We start from the raw sequence: 18,189 nt of genomic DNA, 5'->3' as shown, positions 1-18,189 counted from the left end.
CGCACCGCCGCCCGGACCGGGCACCACGCTCCGAAGACCTGTCCTGCGCAGACGGACCATCAGTACACACCTCCTTCGACCGCCGGAACCGGCGGCAGGACTTCGTTCAGGAAGGTCGCGCAGAAGCGCGCGAGCGGGCCGCCGTCCCGCAGGCCGGGCGGGACGCCCTTCTCGGCGTCCTCGGCGAGGCCCGGCTCCGGTTCCAGCTCCCCGGCCAGCTCCAGCCGCAGCCCGCGGGCGATCCGGTGCGCCGCGAGCCCGCCGGCCCGCACCGGCCGGACCACGGCCCGGACGTCGCCGAGACGCATCCGGGCCGCCGCCGCGACCCGGTCGGCGGCCGCCACCGCCCGCAGCTCGGCCGGGACGACCAGCAGGGCCAGGTCGGACTGTTCCAGCGCCTGCCCGGCAGCCGCGTCCAGCCGGCGCGGTACGTCGACCACCACCAGCCCCCCGCGCCGGCGCGAGGCGGCCAGCACGCTGCGCATCGCCTCCGGGGGCACGGTCAGGGTGTCGCCGCGGTCCCAGGACAGGCAAGACAGGGCGGACAGCCGTTTCAGGGCCGGCAGCGCCCTGACCAGCTCGGCCCCGCTGACCCGCCCGCGCGAACCGGCGAGGTCGGGCCAGCGCAGCCCGCGGGCGGTCTCGCCGCCGAGCAGGATGTCCAGGCCCCCGCCCAGTGGGTCGCCGTCGAGGAGCATCGTCCGCCGCCCCGTCCGCGCGGCCGTGACCGCGAGGGCACAGGCCAGGGTCGAGGCTCCGGCCCCGCCCCGGCCGCCGAGCACGGCGACGGTGAGGGCCGGGGGGCCGACCCCCTCGGCGGCGTCCGCGATCCGGTCCAGCAGCCAGGCCTCGGCGTCGGGCAGGAACAGCACGTGCTCGGCGCCGAGTTGGACGGCTCTGACCCACACCCCGGGGTCGTCGAGGTCCAGCCCGAGCAGCAGCACCCCGGCACGCCTGCCCAGCCCGGCGCAGTCCTCCGCCCGGTCGTCCCCGACCAGGACCAGCGGGGCGCCCTCCCACAGCTCGCGCGGCGGCGGCGCACCTCTGATCAGCCTCGGTTCGGTACCGGCTGCCGCGCAGACCCGGAGCAGGTGCTCGGCCAGGCCCTCGTCCCCGGTGATGACGAGCGGGCCGACGGCCGCAGGACCGGCGGTGGTGACCTGGTCGGTGATCGGCGTCGACATGGTGTTCTCCCCTCTGCGCCGTGGGCCACCAGGGCGGCCGCGGCGCGCGTCGGACGGTTCCGACGGACGGCCGCCAGGCAGACCTCTGGGAGAGGAAGGGGGATGAGGCCCTGCCCGGCGACCGCCGCCGACCATCACGGTGGGGGGAGATCCGGATTCCGTCATCCGGGTTCCGATTGCCTGTGGATAACTCGGGGGTTGTGGAGGAAAACGTTCACCCGGGCGGGGGGCTCAATCGGTGAAGAATTGACGAAAGGGGGTCACGGAGACGAACCGGCCGTCCACCGCTCCTCCACCCTTACCGCCCCCGCACCACCCCGCGGCTTTCCTCCGCACCGGCCGGACGGCTCCGGGGACCCTCTCGGAACCAGCCGCGGGAGCCGTGCGCGCCATGAGCAATCGGCGACGCAGAGTGACGAAAGATGGTGGACGGACGGAGCCGTCGACACCACCTGCACACCGTCGGCGAGACCTTCGCGAAAGCCCCCGCAGAGGGCCTTCAAGCCCTGAAAATGGCCCCGGACGTGCGACGACCCCCGCCGGGGGGGAGAGCGGGGGTCGTCTATCCACAGCCCGACTCGGGGGGGAGGAGCCGGACCGGGTTAGCACGGTCGCGAACGATCCGTGACTTCCATGGTGTACCCGAGCGGCCAGAAACACAAACCCGCACGCCCACGAGTACGCCGAATGGCGGGGTGTTTTGCGGCTCCCTCTATCCTCGGTTCCCGTGGACACCACCGAGAACGCCGACGACCACGCCGACGAGTCCCAGGGCGACCGCACCGGGCCCGAGGAGCCGAGCGCACCCGCCCGCCCCCGGCCGAACGGACTGCGCACGGCAGCCTTCTTCGACCTCGACAAGACCATCATCGCCAAATCGAGCGCGCTGGCCTTCAGCCGCCCGTTCTACCAGGGCGGCCTGATCAACCGTCGGGCCGTACTGCGCAGCGCGTACGCCCAGTTCGTCTTCCTGGTCGGCGGCGCGGACCACGACCAGATGGAGAAGATGCGCGAGTACCTCTCCTCGCTCACCCGGGGCTGGAACGTCCAGCAGGTCCGCGAGATCGTCGCCGAGACCCTGCACAACCTGATCGACCCGATCATCTACGACGAGGCCGCCTCACTGATCGAACAGCACCACGCGGCCGGCCGGGACGTGGTGATCGTCAGCAGCTCGGGCTCCGAGGTGGTCGAGCCGATCGGCCAACTGCTCGGCGCGGACCACGTGATCGCCACCCGGCTGCAGGTCGAGGACGGCTGCTACACCGGCGAGATCGAGTACTACGCCTACGCCGAGAACAAGGCCGCCGCCATCCGGGAGTTGGCCCGTACGGAGGGGTACGAGCTGGCCGAGTCCTACGCCTACAGCGACTCCTCCACCGACCTGCCGCTGCTGGAGGCGGTCGGCCACCCCTCCGCGGTCAACCCCGACCGCGCGCTGCGCAAGGAGGCGCAGGCCAGGGAGTGGCCGGTGCTGGTCTTCGACCGGCCGGTGCAACTGCGACGGCGGCTGCCCCGGTTCGCCGCGCCGAGCGGTTCGGTGCTGACCGCCGTGGCGGTCGGGACGGCGGCGGTGACCGCCGGGGTGATCTGGTACCTGGCCCGACGCCGCCGCCCCGCGGCCTGAGGCGACCACCGGGAGCCTCGGCCGACACGAAGGCCGCCAAAACGGGCATTCGGCACAGACTTCTCGTTTCGGGTTCCCCTTTCGGCCGAAACGCGATACAAAGGAAGCACGGCCCGCGAGACCCGGTCAGGACCGAAGAGGTCAAACCGACAACGCAGTTCAGGCCCCACGGACCGCGTGTACAGGTATCCGAGCACCCACATGCAGCCGACCCGCTGTCGGGCCGCCGGACCAGACGAACGGGCAGGATCCCCGTCTGATCGGCACTTCCGGTGCATGCTTGGTCACCCGGTATCTGCACCAGCGGCGGCACCCGTCAGGATCAGGTGCCGCCGCATCTCGCTGTTCGGGCCCGGTCAGGCCATTCCGCGCTGCATCGCCTCGCAGACCGCCGTGCTCTCCCGCACCCCGAGCCGCAGCGCCCGCCCGCAGTGGGCGATCCAGGCCCCCATCCCCTCCGGCGTGCCGGCCAGGTAGCCCGCGAGGGCGTGCCGGTAGGAGTCGGTGCCCAGTTCGGCCAGGCCGACCTCGGCGGGGCAGATCGACTTCGGGTCGAGGCCCTCGGCGATCAGCACGATCCGCTGGGCGGCCCGGGCGATCAGCCCGTTGTGGCTGCCGAACGGCCGCAGGGCGAGCAGTTCGCCGTGCACCACCGAGGCGACCACCAGGGCCGGCGTGCCCACGCCGTGGCCCTCCGCGCGGGCCACCAGCAGCCGGGAGAGCTGGTCGAGCCGGGCGGCGACCTCCTCCGCGTCCGGCGCCGTCGGCAGCGCGGGCAGCGGCCCGGCGACGGCCTCCACCTCGACGCTCTCCACCGGCTTGAGCTCCAGCGGGAACAGCTCCTCCGCACGCTCCCCCGCCCGGCGCGGCCGACCCGCGGCCGGGTCGGCGTCGCCGACCGCGAGCAGGTGCAGCCGGGCCAGCACCTGGAGCGGCGAGTGCCGCCAGACACTGAGCAGCTGCCCGGCCTCGGCGGCGATCCGCAGGGCCGCGCCGACCGTCCGGGCCTCGGTGTCCGCACCGAAGTCGGTGCGGCGCCGGACCTCCTCCAGCGGCCAGTCCGCTCCGGCCACGGCCGCCGATGCGCGGGCGCCGCGCAGCGCGGACTCGGAGGTGACCTCGGCCGCGCGGCGGCGCATCACCCGGTGGCCGTAGAGCCGGTCGACGGCCTTGCGCACCTCGGCCACCGCGTCGGGCACCCCGGGGAGCTGGGCCAACGGGGCGAGGGGATCTGTTCCAGTGCTCACCTACCCGAGAGTAATGAACAGCGACCCCCTCCCGGAACAGCAACCCCGCATCACCCGTTAGAGGCAATCCTCACTTCCCTCCCCCGGCGGAGCCCAAACCCCGGCTAGCATGGCCACTATCGGAGACGATAACGATTTCCAATTAGAGGGCGCCCCCGCACGCGCGCCCCTGAGCACGCGGCCCCTCCCCAGGGCCCAGAGCGAGAGCCGGAGCCCCAGATGAAGATCGCCTTCGTCGGCAAGGGCGGCAGCGGGAAGACCACGCTGTCCGCACTGTTCATCCGCCACCTGGCCGCCATCGGCCGGCCGGTCATCGCCGTCGACGCCGACATCAACCAGCACCTCGGCCCCGCCCTCGGCCTGACGGACGACCAGGCCGCCGAGCTCCCCTCGCTCGGCGCCCACCTGCCGGAGATCAAGGAGTACCTGCGCGGCAGCAACCCGCTGATCCGTTCGGCCGACGAGATGATCAAAACCACGCCGCCCGGCCGTGGTTCGCGCCTGCTGCGGATCGTCGAGGAGAACCCGGTCTACTCCGCCTGCGCCCGTCCGATCGCCCTCGACGAGGGCTCGGTCCGACTGCTGGCGACCGGCGCGTTCACCGAGGAGGACCTCGGGGTGGCCTGCTACCACTCCAAGGTCGGCGCCGTGGAGCTGCTGCTCAACCACCTGCTGGACGGGCCGGACGAGTACCTGGTCACCGACATGACGGCCGGTTCGGACTCCTTCGCCTCCGGCCTGTTCACCCGCTTCGACCTGACCTTCCTGGTCGCCGAACCGACCCGCAAGGGCGTCTCGGTCTACCGCCAGTACAAGGACTACGCCCGGGACTTCGGGGTGCAGCTGCGGGTCATCGGCAACAAGGTGCAGGGCCCGGACGACCTGGCGTTCCTGCGCCGCGAGGTCGGCGACGACCTGCTCACCACCTTCGGGCAGTCGGACTGGGTGCGCCGGCTGGAGCAGGGCGCCGAGCCGCCGCTCAAGTCGCTGGAACCGGCCAACCGGGCCGTACTGGAGGAGCTGCGGGCCGAGGCCGAGGCGGCGTACGGGCTGCGCGACGACCGCCGCTACACCGAGCAGGCCGTGCTGTTCCACCGGCGCAACGCGGAGAGCTGGGCCAACGCCAAGGTCGGCATCGACCTCACCTCCCAGGTCGACGAGGGCTTCGCCCCGGGCGGGTTCCCGGGCGGCCTCGCGACCGACGGCGCCCCGGCGACCCCGGCGGGCGCAACCGCCTGACGCCGTCCACGCCTTCGCGATACACCATCTGACACACCGACAGGCCGGGCCGCCACGGACCGGACGGGCCGCGGCCTCCCCCTCACCCCGGGGGAGGCCGCGGCCCGTCCGCCCTGTCGGCGCAGTGGCCGGGTCCGCCCGTGCGAGCCGCCCACCAGCAGATTCCCGTCGGTTCGAACACCACCCAATGGGGTGAACCGGGGATTTTCCGCTTCCCTCCGGAAGCGACGCTGTGCAAAGCTTTCATTACCCTCGGTTTACCGAGTCTTGATGACCCGTCCCGATGGCCCTCGGCGAGAAATCCCGCAGCTCGCCCTGGCCCTTGGCGGGTCAGATGGTCGACGCCGGCCGGTGACACCCGCATTCCCCCGCCGAGCCCACGCCATCCCGCCACACCGTCGCGACCCACGACAGCCGATCCGCCCCCGAGCCCCACCCCGGACTCACCACCGGACCTGACTGCGTTCGCTCCCCCGGACAGACGGGAAGACCATGACCCTCGACATCTCCAGCGCACCCATCGCCTCCGACACCACCGACCACGCACCACCGGGCCCCACCACCCGAGCCCGCTGGGGCCGGGACGTCTCCGCCTCCCTGGTGGTCTTCCTGATCGCCGTGCCGTTCTCCCTCGGCATCGCGCTCGCCACCGGCGCCCCGCTCACCTCCGGGCTGGCCGCCGCGGCCGTCGGCGGCATCGTGGTCGGACTGTTCGGCGGCACCTCGCTCATGGTCAGCGGCCCCTCGGCCGCACTGACCGTGATCACCGCCGGGCTGATCACCCAGTACGGCTGGCGGGCCACCTGCGCCGTCACCGCCGCCGCCGGGCTGCTCCAACTCCTGCTCGGCGCACGCCGGGTGGCCCGGACGGCGCTCGCGGTCTCGCCCGCGATCGTGCACGGCATGCTGGCCGGGGTCGGGCTCACCATCGCCATCGCCCAGTTGCACGTCGTTCTCGGCGGCTCCCCGCAGAGCTCGGCGATCGCCAACCTCCTTGCGCTTCCCGGGCAGTTGGCCGGGCCGCACCCGCCCGCGCTGCTGGCCGGCACGGTGACCGTGGCCGTCCTGCTGGCCTGGCCCCGGCTCAACCGACTCCCGGGCCGGGCAGGCGAGTTCGGCGCGCGCCTGGTCAAGGTGCCCGGCCCGCTGGTCGCGGTGGCGGCCGCCACCCTGCTCGTCCTCGCCCTGGACCTCCGACTCGCCCACATCGAACTGCCCGCCTGGCAGCCGCAGTCGCTCGTGCCCGCGCTGCCGCACGGTTCGCTCGCCGGGGTGCTGGCCGCCGTCCTCACCGTCACCGCCGTCGCGAGCGTGGAGTCGCTGCTGTCCGCCGTGGCGGTGGACCGGATGTCCCAGCGCACCGGTGACCTCGACCGCGAACTGCGCGGACAGGGCCTCGCCAACCTGGTCAGCGGGCTGGTCGGCGGACTGCCGATCGCCGGCGGCGCCGTCCGCAGCACCGCCAACGTCCGGTCCGGCGGGCAGACCCGATGGGCCTCGGTGCTGCACGGGGTCTGGGTGCTCGCCGCCGCGCTGGCGCTGACCGGCGGGTTGCGCCGGATCCCGCTCGCCGCGCTGGCCGCGCTGGTGCTGGTGGTCGGCCTGCAGATGGTGAGCTTCGCGCACATCCGCAACGTGCACCGGCACCGCGAGTTCCCGGTCTACCTGACCACCCTGCTCGCCGTGGTGGCCTTCGGCGTGCTGTGGGGCGTCGGCCTCGGCGCCGGCACCGCCGTCCTGCTCGCGCTGTACCGGCTGACCCGCGCCCACGTGGACGTCGGGACCGGCCCCGACGGCTCGGTCACCGTCCAGACCCACGGGCCGCTCACCTTCACCGCCGTCCCCCGCCTGAGCCGGGCGCTGACCGGGATCCCGGCGGGCGCCGAGGTCACCGTGGTGCACGACGGCTCCTTCCTGGACCACGCCGCGTACGAGACGCTGCACGACTGGCGGACGGGGCACCAGGCCGCGGGCGGGCGGGTCTCGTTGGTGACGCGGCGCCAGGAGGACGAGGTGCTCGACCCCGACGGCACCGTCCGCGCGGGCAGTTCGCCGGGTCCGCACCGCTGCCGGGCCTGGACCCCCTGGGTCGGCCACCACTGCATCGAGCAGCAGGAGGACCCGCACGGTCGGCTGCTGGACGGCGTCCGGGTGTTCCAGCAGCACACCGCCCCGCTGATCAGGCCCGAACTCGCCCGGCTGGCACGGGAGGGGCAGACGCCTTCCCAGCTCTTCCTGACCTGCGCGGACTCCCGGATGGTGACCAGCATGATCACCAACAGCGGCCCGGGCGACCTGTTCACCGTCCGGAACGTGGGGAACCTGGTACCGGCCCCGTTCGAGCCCGGCGCGGCCGACGACTCGGTGGCCGCCGCGGTGCAGTACGCCGTCGAGGCGCTGGAGGTCCGCTCGATCACGGTCTGCGGACACTCCGGCTGCGGCGCGATGAAGGCACTGCTGGACGGCGTGCACGAGCGCCCCGGGCCGCCCACCCCGCTGACCCGCTGGCTGCGCAACGGCCGCGGCTCGCTGGACCGGCTCCGACGGGCCCCGGCCGAGTTCGCCGACCGGCCGGTGCTCGACCTCGCGGAGCAGCTCTGCCTCACCAACGTGGTCCAGCAGTTGGACCAGCTGATGGCGAATCCGGCGGTGGAGCGCCGGGTCGAGGAGGGCAGCCTGCGACTGGTCGGGATGTACTTCGACTTCGCCACCGCGCAGGCCTTCGTCCTCGACCGCGCCGCCGGGACGTTCAGCCCCGTCGAGGCCCGCTCCGACCGCCGAACTGACGATGATTCGGCCGAACGGGTGAGAAAGGGCGATCTGGTGTCGGCCGCCGACAGCGAGGAGGGCCCTCAGCTGGCCGCCTGAAGAGCCGGGTCCGTGTCCCCGCCGGGCGGGCCGGGGCACGGGCCCACCGGCCGCCGGGCGGCCTGCCGCCCTTCCGCGGCGGCCGCCCGGCCGGTCGTTCGATGTTCGGTCAAAGGTCTACACCAATTCCAAGCAGCCTCTTGTCAAGTGGCCCATTTCCCTGGTGAGCTGTGTGCTGGGACACACGGGACAATCCCCACGCACGGGATCGCCCGGATCATGACTTGATGAGGAGTGCGCGTTGAGCAACGAGAGTCTGGCCAACCTGCTCAAGGAGGAGCGGCGTTTCGCCCCGCCGGCAGAGCTGGCAGCTGCTGCCAACGTCGACGCGGGCGCGTACGCCCGGGCCTCCGAGGACCGCCTGGGCTTCTGGGCCGAGCAGGCCCGCCGCCTCAGCTGGGACACCGAACCGACCCAGACCCTCGACTGGTCCAACCCGCCCTTCGCCAAGTGGTTCGCCGACGGCCGGCTCAACGTCGCCTACAACTGCGTCGACCGCCACGTCGAGAACGGCCTGGGCGACCGCGTGGCCATCCACTTCGAAGGCGAACCCGGCGACAGCCGCTCGATCACCTACGCCGAGCTCAAGGACGAGGTCTCCCGCGCGGCCAACGCCCTGATCGAACTCGGCGTCCGCAAGGGCGACCGCGTGGCGGTCTACCTCCCGATGATCGCCGAAGCCGTCATCGCGATGCTCGCCTGCGCCCGCATCGGCGCCACCCACTCCGTCGTCTTCGGAGGCTTCTCCGCCGACGCCGTCGCCTCCCGCATCCAGGACGCCCAGGCCAAGCTCGTCATCACCGCCGACGGCGGCTACCGACGCGGCAAGCCCTCCGCGCTCAAGCCCGCCATCGACGAGGCCCTCACCAAGACCGACAGCGTCGAGCACGTCCTCGTCGTGCGCCGCACCGGCCAGGACACCACCTGGACCGAGGGCCGCGACGTGTGGTGGCACGAGATCACCGCCCGTCAGTCCACCGAGCACACCCCCGAGGCGCACGAGGCCGAGCACCCGCTGTTCATCCTCTACACCTCGGGCACCACCGGAAAGCCCAAGGGCATCCTCCACACCTCCGGCGGCTACCTCACCCAGGCCAGCTACACCCACCACGCCGTCTTCGACCTCAAGCCCGCCACCGACGTCTACTGGTGCACCGCCGACATCGGCTGGGTCACCGGGCACTCGTACATCGTCTACGGGCCCCTCTCCAACGGCGCCACCCAGGTCATCTACGAAGGCACCCCCGACACCCCCCACCAGGGCCGCTTCTGGGAGATCGTCCAGAAGTACGGGGTCACCATCCTCTACACCGCCCCCACCGCGATCCGCACCTTCATGAAGTGGGGCGACGACATCCCCGCCAAGTTCGACCTGTCCTCCCTGCGTGTCCTGGGCAGCGTCGGCGAACCCATCAACCCCGAAGCCTGGATCTGGTACCGCGAGCACATCGGTGCCGGCACCTGCCCCATCGTCGACACCTGGTGGCAGACCGAAACCGGCGCGATCATGATCAGCCCCCTGCCCGGCGTCACCGAGACCAAGCCCGGCTCGGCCCAGCGCGCCCTGCCCGGCATCGCCGCCACCGTCGTCGACGACGAGGCGAACGAGGTCCCCAACGGCTCCGGCGGTTACCTCGTCCTCACCGAGCCCTGGCCCTCCATGCTCCGCACCATCTGGGGCGACGACCAGCGCTACATCGACACCTACTGGTCGCGCTTCCCCGGCCGCTACTTCGCCGGCGACGGTGCCAAGAAGGACGAGGACGGCGACATCTGGCTCCTCGGCCGCGTCGACGACGTCATGCTCGTCTCCGGCCACAACATCTCCACCACCGAGGTCGAGTCGGCCCTGGTCGGCCACCCCTCCGTCGCCGAGTCCGCCGTCGTCGGCGCCGCCGACCCCACCACCGGCCAGGCGATCGTCGCCTTCGTCATCCTGCGCGGGGGCGTCACCGAAACCCCGGAACTCGTCGACGAACTGCGCGCCCACGTCGGCCGCACCCTCGGTCCCATCGCCAAGCCCAAGCAGATCAAGGTCGTCGGCGAGCTCCCCAAGACCCGCTCCGGCAAGATCATGCGCCGCCTCCTGCGCGACATCGCCGAAGGCCGCGAGGTCGGTGACACCACCACCCTCGCCGACAGCACCGTCATGGCCACCATCCAGGCCCAGCTGCCGTCCAACGGCACCAACGGCTGAGCAGCCAACACAGGCGAACCGGCAACCCGGCGACCCCTGCAACCTGACGGTCCGACAACCTGACGGTCGCCGGTCCGCGAGCGGTCGCCGGAGCAGACCGCGGCAGTGACGGGGCCCCGGGCGGTGAGAACACCGCCCGGGGCCCCGTCCCCGTGTCCGCACGGGGCCGCCGGGGTCACACCCCCGGGGCCGCCGCGCCGCTCGCCGTACCGCGCTGCGCGGCCAGGGTGCGCAGGACCTCGTACGCGCTCTGGACCAGAGCCCGGCCGCGGGTGTTCCGCACCCCCGGCCGTGTCCTGGCCAGCACCGTCAGCCCGACCTGGGCCCGCGGGCTGAATCCGACGAAGGCGCTGGCCCCCCGGCTCGATCCCGCGTGGAACACCAGCTCATCGCTGTCCGCCGCCCCGACCGGGTCCGCGGCACCGACGCCACCGGCACCGGCACCGGCGGCAGCACCGATCCCGAGCCCGAGCACGCCGCCGACCCGGCCGCCGCCGACGGCCTCCCCGGCCTCCCCGGGCCCGTCGGCCGCCCCCGCCGGTCCGCGCTGGTTCCAGCCCAGGCAGAGCCGCAGGCCACCGCCCCGGCGCCGCCCCACCCTGGGCCGGCGGACCTCGCCGAGGGCCGTGCGCAACGCCGCCTCGTCGGCCCGCTCGGGCAGCGGCACCGCGTCCAGCGACAGGTGCGCCTGCACGTAACGGAGCATGTCGTCGGCGGTGGAGCGCAGTGCGGAGGCGCCCGGGAGGGCGGGCAGCCGGAAGGAGGGCACCCGGCGTCCGCGCCGGTACCCGCCGGCGTCCTCCCGGCCGGGGCCGCACGAGGTGTCCACCAGTCCGAGCGGCCCGCAGACCCGGGCGGCCAGCAGGTCGTCGTAGCGCTGTCCGGCCGCGTTGGCCAGCAGCAGTCCGAGCAGTCCGCAGCCGAGGTTGGAGTACCGCACCTGAGTGCCCGGGGTCCCCCGGACGGGGGTCCGCGGCAGCGCCCCGAGCAGGTGCGCCGGGCCGAACGTGGCGTAGGGCCGGGAGAACCACCGCGGGGCCACCGCGGGCAGCACGCCGACCGGCAGCCGGGGCAGGCCGGAGGTGTGGGTGGCCAGGTGGAGCAGGGTGATCGGCCGCTCGTGCGGATAGCCGGGGACGGCGTTCGCGGGGAGGTAGCGGTCGATCGGGTCGTCGTACCGGACCTCACCGCGGGCGGCCATCTCGGCGAGCAGCAGCCCGGTGAAGGTCTTGGTCACCGACCCGAGCTCGAACCGGGTGTCGGCCCGCACGGGGCGCTCGCCGGGCCGGTCGGACCGTCCCCGGCAGGCGACCACCCGCTCGTCGCCGCGGATCACCGCGACGGCGACGCCGCCGTCCGGCCCGGCGGCGCGGAACAGCGGGCGGAGCAGCCGTTCGAGATCGGCGGGGACCTCGGGGTGTTCGTCCCGGGGGACGCCCCGGCGGTCGTCCGGGGAAGCTCCCCAGGGGTCACCGGGGAGGGGTTCCGGGAGGAGCCCCGGGCCGCTCGGCGCGGCCGGCTCACCGGGTAACAGGGGCGGTTGGGGCAGGGCGGTGCCGCCACCGGGCATGGTCGTGCCTCCAGCAAGTACAGCGGAACGGAAAGGGCGTAGGGGGATGCGCACCGGCCCGGAACGGGCGGGCGCCTGCGACCGACATTAGGGAGCGGTTCACCCGACTGCACCCGGCCTGACCCGTTCGAGTGCCGGTCCGCTGCTCCTCGGGAGTGCAGAACCGGCCCGCAGGGCTTAAGTCCTTAATAAGGACAATCCGGATGTCACCCGAACGTCCCGCTAGACTGTTAAGGACGCATCAAGATCCTTGAGCAGGAGTCGCGGGCGTCACAGGGCGCGCCGGGAAGTCTGGTCGGCAACTGCACCACCCGTGCATCCGTTGCCGCTCCCAGCCCCAGGAGGTCCCCGTGACCGACCAGCCGCCCGTCCACGAGCCGACGACCCGCCGCCGGCAGTTCCTCGGCCGGCTGTCACTGCCCGAGCGCACCTTCATCACCAACGCCCTGCGCACCGAGACGGTCGGCGGCATGCTGCTGCTGGCCGCCGCCGTGGTCGCGCTGGTCTGGGCCAACGTCTGGCCGCACGCGTACGAGAACCTGCTGGACCTCCGGATCGGCCCGTCCGCCCCGCTCCACCTCGACCTCACCCTGGCCGACTGGGCCAAGGACGGTCTGCTGACGATCTTCTTCTTCGTGGCCGGCATCGAGCTCAAGCGCGAGTTCGTCGCGGGCGAGCTGCGCACGCCGAGCGCGGCCGCGCTACCGGTGATCGCCGCGATCTGCGGGGTCGCCCTGCCGGCGATCCTCTTCGCCCTGATCAACTCCGGCAGCGGCGGCCACCCCGGCGGCTGGGCCATCCCGACCGCCACCGACATCGCCTTCGCCCTCGGCGTACTGGCCGTGGTCGGCAGCCACCTGCCCTCGGCCCTGCGCGCCTTCCTGCTCACCCTCGCGGTGGTCGACGACCTGATCGCGATCCTGATCATCGCGGTCTTCTACAGCTCCGGGATCAAGTTCTGGGCGCTCGGCCTGGCCTTCGCCGGCCTGGTGCTGTTCTGGTTCCTGCACCGGCGCGGAGTGAAGGGCTGGTACCTGTTCGTCCCGCTGGCCGTCGTGGTCTGGGCGCTGATGCACGAGAGCGGCATCCACGCCACGGTCGCCGGTGTCGCGATGGGCCTGATGCTGCGCTGCCACCGCGAGGGCGACGAGAAGCACTCCCCCGGCGAGCACATCGAGCACCTGGTCCGCCCGCTCTCGGCCGGACTGGCCGTCCCGGTGTTCGCGCTGTTCGCGGCCGGGGTGACGATCTCCGGGCCCGCGCTGCGCGAGGTGTTCACCCAGGCCACCCCGCTCGGCATCGTGATCGGCCTGCTGGTCGGCAAGACGGTGGGCATATTCGGCGGCACCTGGCTGGCCGCCCGGTTCACCAGGGCCGAGCTGAACCCCCAGCTCAAGTGGGCCGACCTGTTCGCCGTCTCGGTGCTCGCCGGCATCGGCTTCACCGTCTCGCTGCTGATCAGCGAACTGGCCTTCCCGGACAACCTGGCGCTCGCCGACCGCTCCAAGACGGCCGTCCTGGTCGGCTCGCTGCTCTGCGCGGTGGTCGCCACCGTGCTGCTCAAGCTGCGCAACCGGCACTACCGCGCGCTGTGCGAGGAGGAGGACCGGGACGAGGACGGCGACGGCATCCCGGACGTCTACCAGCAGGACGATCCGGCCTGGCAGGCCCGGACCGCCGCCCCGGCGAAGGCCGCCGCCCCGGCGGAGGCAGCCGGCACCACGACGGTCGGCAACCCCGCGCAGACCGGCGACGCCACCCGGGGACGAGCCGACGGACGGCCCCACGGACAGCCCGAAGGACGATCCGACGGACGGCCCGGAACCGGCGGCTGAGCCGTCCAGGAGGGGCTCCCGCCGGCCTTGCGAAGCCAGGACACGTCCCTCCGGCGGGGCCCCGGAGTGGTGTCCGACTGACCGGTAGGGGCATGATTCTGAGCTGTCGACACACCACTGACGCCTCCGGACCCCCCACCGGCCCCGGAAACCGCACACCGCGACGGCGTCACGCCGCAGCAGCCGCAGAGGAGAACCGCTGATGCCCGCAGGAGCCGCAGACCCGTCCAGCAACGGCCGGGCGCCCTACGAGGGCGAGCGTTCGGTGGGGCAGCTGTTCGCGGCGGCCACCGCCGACCTGAGCGCGCTCGTCCACGACGAGATCGCGCTCGCCAAGGCCGAGATCCGCAAGGACGTCAAGCGCGGCGTCTCCGGCGGGGTCTCGATCCTGGTCGCCGCCACGGTGGCGCTGTTCGCGGTGCCGATGCTGAGCGCCGCGGCGGCCTTCGGCATCCACGCGCTGGGCCTGTCGCTCGGCTGGTCCTTCCTCGTCGTGGCGGGCGCCTACCTGCTGCTCGCGGTCCTGCTCGGGGTGCTGGCCTACCGCTCGTTCAAGAAGATCGAGCCGCCGCACCGCGCCATCGAGGGGGCCCAGAAGACGGCCGAGGTGCTGAAGAACGCGCGGCCGCGGCCGGCCACCCAGGAGGAGATCGACCGGGGTCTGGGCCGCATCCCGTAACCACGGGAGGGCCTCCGGGCCCACCGACAGCGAGTGCCGGGCACGTGTCCGGCGCGTGAATGTGACACGCTCTCGGTATGCCGCTCGACCAGACGCCCGTGACCGCGCAGCCGTCCGCCGGCTCCGGCCCCGGCTCCAGCCCTGACTCCGGCCCCGGTACCCGCCCCGCGCCGTCCCCCGGACCCGGCTCCGAGCCGGACGCCGGACCGGAGGACGGCGAAGGCGTCGAAGGCGTCGAAGGCGTCGAAGGCGCCCAGGGCGTCCGGGGCTCCGAGGGCGAAGGCGGACGCGGAGCCGTCGAGGACACGGCCGGGAGCAGGAACAGGGGCAAGGGCGTGGACGGGGGCGGGGGCGTGGCCGAGGCCTGGAGCATCCGGCAGCCCGGCCCCTGGACGCACCGCGACCTCGCGGCCAACGGCGCCCGCTTCCACATCACCGAGCTCGGCTCCGGCCCCCTGGTGCTGCTGGTGCACGGCTGGCCGGAGTACTGGTGGGCCTGGCGGCACCAGCTGACCGCGCTCGCCGAGGCCGGCTACCGCGCGGTGGCGCTCGACCTGCGGGGCATCGGCGGCAGCGACCGCACCCCGCGCGGTTACGACCCGGGCAACCTCGCCCTGGACATCACCGGCGTGATCCGCTCGCTCGGCGAGCCCCGGGCGCACCTGGTCGGGCACGCCTCCGGCGGCACGCTGGCCTGGGTGGCCGCGGTGATGCGCCCGTCGGTGATCCAGAGCCTCACCGTGGTCTCCGCGGCGCACCCCCGGGACCTCCGCCGGGCGCTGCTGACGGACCGCAAGCAGGCCGCCGCCTTCGACCACGTCCTGGGCTTCCAGCGGCCGTGGATACCGGAACGCCGCCTGGTCGCCGACGACGCCGCGCTGGTCGGCCGCTACCTGGACGAGTGGACCGGGCCGAGCAAGCTCGACGAGGCGGCGGTGCACGCGTACCGGCAGGCGATCCAGATCCCCAGCACCGCACACTGCTCGATCGAGCCGTACCGCTGGCTGCTGCGCTCGATGGCGCGCCCGGACGGCATCCAGTTCGCCCGGCGGATGAAGAAGCCGATCACCGCGCCGACCCTGCACGTCCAGGGCGCCTCGGACCCGGTGCTGCTGTCGCACACCGCGCTCGGCGGCGGGGAGTACGTGGCGGCGCCGTACCGCTGGCGGCTGCTGCCGGGGGTCGGGCACTTCCCGCACGAGGAGGCCCCGGAGGAGTTCACCGCCGAGCTGTTGGACTGGGTCGGTCGCCACAAGGAGTGACGGCCGGGGCCCGGCGGAGGCCCCTTCCCGAAGGGTCGAACGTCCCAACTCCCTTGACGTTGCGCTCATATGACAACTACGGGGACCGGTTTCGCCGAACCCGTGCGGTTACTCCCACCGGCCCAGGGGCATCCATTCCGGTATGACCTGGATGCCCGATCGCGGCGACGCCCCGCGCGGCCGACGCCACAACAGTCCCCAGCGCTCCGCACACCGCCCGGACCGGGCGGAGGACCTCGGCTTCGACGGCGGCGACCGTCGGCAGCGCGGGGTGCAACGGCAGATGGGCATCCCGCGCATCCTCGGCCGGCGCGCCCGGTGGGTCGGCGCGCGACTGCGGCGCGAGACCTGAGGCCTCGCGCCGCTTCGTCGGGGCCGCCCGCGTCGGAGCGCGGTCAGTTCACGATCGTCGGCGACAGCGCGGTGAACCAGAGAAGGACGAAGGTCGCCACCGACATGATCGGCACCAGCACCTTGGTCTCGACGTTGTTGCCGCTGCGCTTGATCAGCACGATCTCGTAGCGCTCCTTGTGCGGCCACAGCAGCGGCGCGCCCTTCTTGGTCAGGCAGTCGCCCAACAGGTGCGCCAGCGTGCCCAGTCCGACCGCGTACGGCAGCCAGCCCGGCGCGTTCGGCATCCAGGTGTTCATGCCGAAGGTGCCGAGCGCGGCCAGGCCGATGACGGTGATCCACGCCTCCGGGCCGTTGCTCGGCGGGCAGAGCCGCAGTGCCTTGATCGCCAGCGCCAGCAGGAAGAACGTCACCGAGAGGGTGAAGTAGCGGCCCAGGAAGGTGACGCCGGCCCAGGTGCCGCCGCCCATCAGCGCGACGAACAGCAGCGAGTGGGTGGCGTGCCGGTGCCCGCCGGAGATCCAGGCCACGAAGCGGCAGAGCGCCTTGGAGATCGGGCCGAGGAAGTTGGCGATCGAACCGTCGTGGTGGTCGAGGTCCGGCAGCAGTGCCGCGCCCGCGCACAGCACCGTGCCCATCAGTATGTCCGCCGGCTGCAGCGTGGTGTGCAGCAGCAGCGGGGGCAGGAACGGGGCGGAGGCGGCGTACAGCATCGCCCCGCTCACCGCGTGCGAATGACCCATCATCGGACTACCACGACCTCCCGTTGAGCTCACTCCGGGACGGCAACCCGGTTGAGCCGAACGGGTGAGCGCGGCCGAGGCTATCAGGGCGGACTGACGGTACGACGGATAACGCACCGGCAGCACCGCCGGCACCGGCGAGGCGTCGGGGCCCCGGGGGCCCCTGGCGTCACGGCCCGCAGGGTCAGAGCGCGCAGCCCTGGGTGTCCACCCTGGTGCTCGCGATGCTGCCCGCCGTCGCGTCCTCGCGCACCTCGGCCGAGGTGAGCACGTACCCGGTGTCGGCGCTGTCCAGGGACTTGGCGAACACCACGCCGTACACCTGGCCGTCCGGGGTGAGCAGCGGGCCGCCGCTGTTGCCCTGGCGGACCAGCGAACGCACCGAGTAGACGTCGCGCACCACCTGGCCGCGGTGGTAGATGTCCGGACCGTTGGCCTGGATCCGGCCGCGGATGCGGGCGGGCTGGACGTTGAAGGCGCCGTTCTCGGGGAAGCCCGCGACGATCGCGCTGTCGTTGGTCTTCGCCTCGCCCGCGAAGGTCAGCGGGGGCGCGTTCAGCTTGGGCACGTCCAGGACGGCGATGTCGCGCTGCCAGTCGTAGCGGACGACGGTGGCGTCGTACAGCTGGCCGACCCCGCCGATCTGCACGGTCGGCTCGTCGACCCCGCCGACCACGTGGGCGTTGGTCATCACCCGGTGCGGGGCGAAGACGAAGCCGCTGCCCTCCAGGGTCTTGCCGCAGGAGGTGGCGGTGCCGACCACCTTGACCAGGCTCTGCCGGGCCCTGGTCACCGCCGGGCTGTTGGCCAGGGCCGGGTCGGGGGTGTCGACCTGGGTGATCGGCTCGTGCTCGAAGGGGTTGAAGACCTGCGGGAAGCCGTTGCGGGCGAGCACCTTGGAGAAGTCGGAGAACCAGTTCGGCGCGTCGCCGGGCAGCGCGTCCTGGACGCCGCCGAGGATCGCCGAGGAGCGGACCTGCTTGGAGACCGTCGGCAGCGACGTCCCGGCCAGCGCGGAACCGATCAGCCAGGCCACCAGCAGCATCGAGATCACGTTGACCACCGCACCGCCGGAGGCGTCCAGCACCCGGGCCGGCCGACGGTCGATGTGGCCGCGCAGTTTCCAGCCGTAGTGCGCGGTGACCGCCTGGCCGATCGCGGCGCAGACGATCACCACCACGACGGCCACCACCGAGGCCGTGGTGCCGGGGCTGACGTGGTCGAGCAGCAGCGGCAGCAGCTGGACGGCCAGCAGGCCGCCGCCGAGGAAGCCGATCAGCGACAGGACGCCCACCACGAAGCCCTGCCGGTAGCCCGAAATGGCGAATCCGACGGCGGCGAGGACCAGCAGCACATCCAGCACGTTCACTCCGACACCCTCCCACGC

13 protein-coding genes are annotated in these 18,189 nt (G+C 73.0%); 8 read left to right on the top strand and 5 right to left on the bottom strand.

Annotated features, from left to right (window positions below; all coding sequences use genetic code 11):
* Positions 1-59: 59 nt before the first annotated feature.
* Positions 60-1,184, bottom strand: coding sequence for a septum site-determining protein Ssd (ssd, locus tag AB0O91_RS11140; RefSeq protein ID WP_363430257.1), 1,125 nt, complete (start codon positions 1,182-1,184; stop codon positions 60-62).
* Positions 1,185-2,013: 829 nt separating this feature from the next.
* Between ssd and AB0O91_RS11135 the strand changes: the two genes are divergently transcribed.
* Positions 2,014-2,811, top strand: a complete 798-nt coding sequence (locus AB0O91_RS11135; RefSeq protein ID WP_363430457.1) for an HAD-IB family hydrolase — start codon at positions 2,014-2,016, stop codon at positions 2,809-2,811.
* A 356-nt stretch (positions 2,812-3,167) separates the two neighbouring features.
* Here AB0O91_RS11135 and AB0O91_RS11130 read toward each other — a convergent pair whose 3' ends face one another.
* Positions 3,168-4,058, bottom strand: a complete 891-nt coding sequence (locus tag AB0O91_RS11130) for an oxidoreductase (protein ID WP_363430255.1) — start codon at positions 4,056-4,058, stop codon at positions 3,168-3,170.
* A gap of 219 nt (positions 4,059-4,277) precedes the next feature.
* Between AB0O91_RS11130 and AB0O91_RS11125 the strand changes: the two genes are divergently transcribed.
* The 3 genes from AB0O91_RS11125 (at position 4,278) to acs (ending at position 10,362) form a co-directional block, all read left to right on the top strand.
* Positions 4,278-5,297 (top strand): ATP-binding protein, encoded by a 1,020-nt coding sequence (locus AB0O91_RS11125; RefSeq protein ID WP_363430253.1) that lies wholly within the window; start codon positions 4,278-4,280, stop codon positions 5,295-5,297.
* 492 nt (positions 5,298-5,789) lie between these two features.
* Positions 5,790-8,165: a SulP family inorganic anion transporter gene (locus tag AB0O91_RS11120; protein ID WP_363430251.1), complete on the top strand. Its 2,376-nt coding sequence runs from the start codon at positions 5,790-5,792 to the stop codon at positions 8,163-8,165.
* A 241-nt stretch (positions 8,166-8,406) separates the two neighbouring features.
* Positions 8,407-10,362 (top strand): acetate--CoA ligase, encoded by a 1,956-nt coding sequence (gene acs / locus AB0O91_RS11115; RefSeq protein ID WP_363430249.1) that lies wholly within the window; start codon positions 8,407-8,409, stop codon positions 10,360-10,362.
* A 175-nt stretch (positions 10,363-10,537) separates the two neighbouring features.
* Here the strand turns inward: acs and AB0O91_RS11110 are convergent, their stop codons facing one another.
* The gene (locus tag AB0O91_RS11110; protein WP_363430247.1) at positions 10,538-11,932 is read right to left on the bottom strand and encodes a serine hydrolase domain-containing protein; all 1,395 of its coding nucleotides are present in this window, start codon (positions 11,930-11,932) and stop codon (positions 10,538-10,540) included.
* Between the two features lie 350 nt (positions 11,933-12,282).
* Between AB0O91_RS11110 and nhaA the strand changes: the two genes are divergently transcribed.
* The 4 genes from nhaA to AB0O91_RS11090 all read left to right on the top strand — a co-directional run bounded on the left by nhaA (position 12,283) and on the right by AB0O91_RS11090 (position 16,060).
* The gene (nhaA, locus tag AB0O91_RS11105) at positions 12,283-13,767 is read left to right on the top strand and encodes a Na+/H+ antiporter NhaA (RefSeq protein WP_363430245.1); all 1,485 of its coding nucleotides are present in this window, start codon (positions 12,283-12,285) and stop codon (positions 13,765-13,767) included.
* 202 nt (positions 13,768-13,969) lie between these two features.
* Positions 13,970-14,446 carry a phage holin family protein gene (locus AB0O91_RS11100; protein WP_363430243.1) on the top strand — a complete coding sequence of 159 codons (477 nt, stop codon included), beginning with the start codon at positions 13,970-13,972 and terminating at the stop codon, positions 14,444-14,446.
* A gap of 335 nt (positions 14,447-14,781) precedes the next feature.
* Positions 14,782-15,708 (top strand): alpha/beta hydrolase, encoded by a 927-nt coding sequence (locus AB0O91_RS11095; RefSeq protein ID WP_363430455.1) that lies wholly within the window; start codon positions 14,782-14,784, stop codon positions 15,706-15,708.
* 142 nt (positions 15,709-15,850) lie between these two features.
* On the top strand, positions 15,851-16,060 hold the full coding sequence (locus AB0O91_RS11090) for a hypothetical protein (RefSeq protein ID WP_363430241.1): 210 nt from the start codon (positions 15,851-15,853) through the stop codon (positions 16,058-16,060).
* Between the two features lie 43 nt (positions 16,061-16,103).
* On the opposite strand, the gene AB0O91_RS11085 is transcribed toward AB0O91_RS11090, so the two are convergent.
* Both AB0O91_RS11085 and AB0O91_RS11080 read right to left on the bottom strand, forming a co-directional pair.
* The gene (locus tag AB0O91_RS11085) at positions 16,104-16,805 is read right to left on the bottom strand and encodes a metal-dependent hydrolase (protein WP_363430239.1); all 702 of its coding nucleotides are present in this window, start codon (positions 16,803-16,805) and stop codon (positions 16,104-16,106) included.
* 181 nt (positions 16,806-16,986) lie between these two features.
* Entirely contained in the window at positions 16,987-18,171 is a 1,185-nt protein-coding gene (locus tag AB0O91_RS11080) for a MarP family serine protease (RefSeq protein WP_363430237.1), read from the bottom strand.
* Positions 18,172-18,189: the final 18 nt, after the last annotated feature.

Source organism: Kitasatospora sp. NPDC089797 (assembly GCF_040684795.1).
GTDB lineage: Bacteria > Actinomycetota > Actinomycetes > Streptomycetales > Streptomycetaceae > Kitasatospora.
This window is presented reverse-complemented; position numbering and strand designations above follow the sequence as displayed.

What these genes read in the sequence shown, in the direction of transcription:
- AB0O91_RS11085 (WP_363430239.1), bottom strand. Translation starts at nt 16,805, where the DNA reads ATGATGGGTCATTCGCACGCGGTGAGCGGGGCGATGCTGTACGCCGCC.
- AB0O91_RS11120 (WP_363430251.1), top strand. Translation starts at nt 5,790, where the DNA reads ATGACCCTCGACATCTCCAGCGCACCCATCGCCTCCGACACCACCGAC.
- ssd (WP_363430257.1), bottom strand. Translation starts at nt 1,184, where the DNA reads ATGTCGACGCCGATCACCGACCAGGTCACCACCGCCGGTCCTGCGGCC.
- AB0O91_RS11125 (WP_363430253.1), top strand. Translation starts at nt 4,278, where the DNA reads ATGAAGATCGCCTTCGTCGGCAAGGGCGGCAGCGGGAAGACCACGCTG.
- AB0O91_RS11110 (WP_363430247.1), bottom strand. Translation starts at nt 11,932, where the DNA reads ATGCCCGGTGGCGGCACCGCCCTGCCCCAACCGCCCCTGTTACCCGGT.
- AB0O91_RS11090 (WP_363430241.1), top strand. Translation starts at nt 15,851, where the DNA reads ATGACCTGGATGCCCGATCGCGGCGACGCCCCGCGCGGCCGACGCCAC.
- AB0O91_RS11100 (WP_363430243.1), top strand. Translation starts at nt 13,970, where the DNA reads ATGCCCGCAGGAGCCGCAGACCCGTCCAGCAACGGCCGGGCGCCCTAC.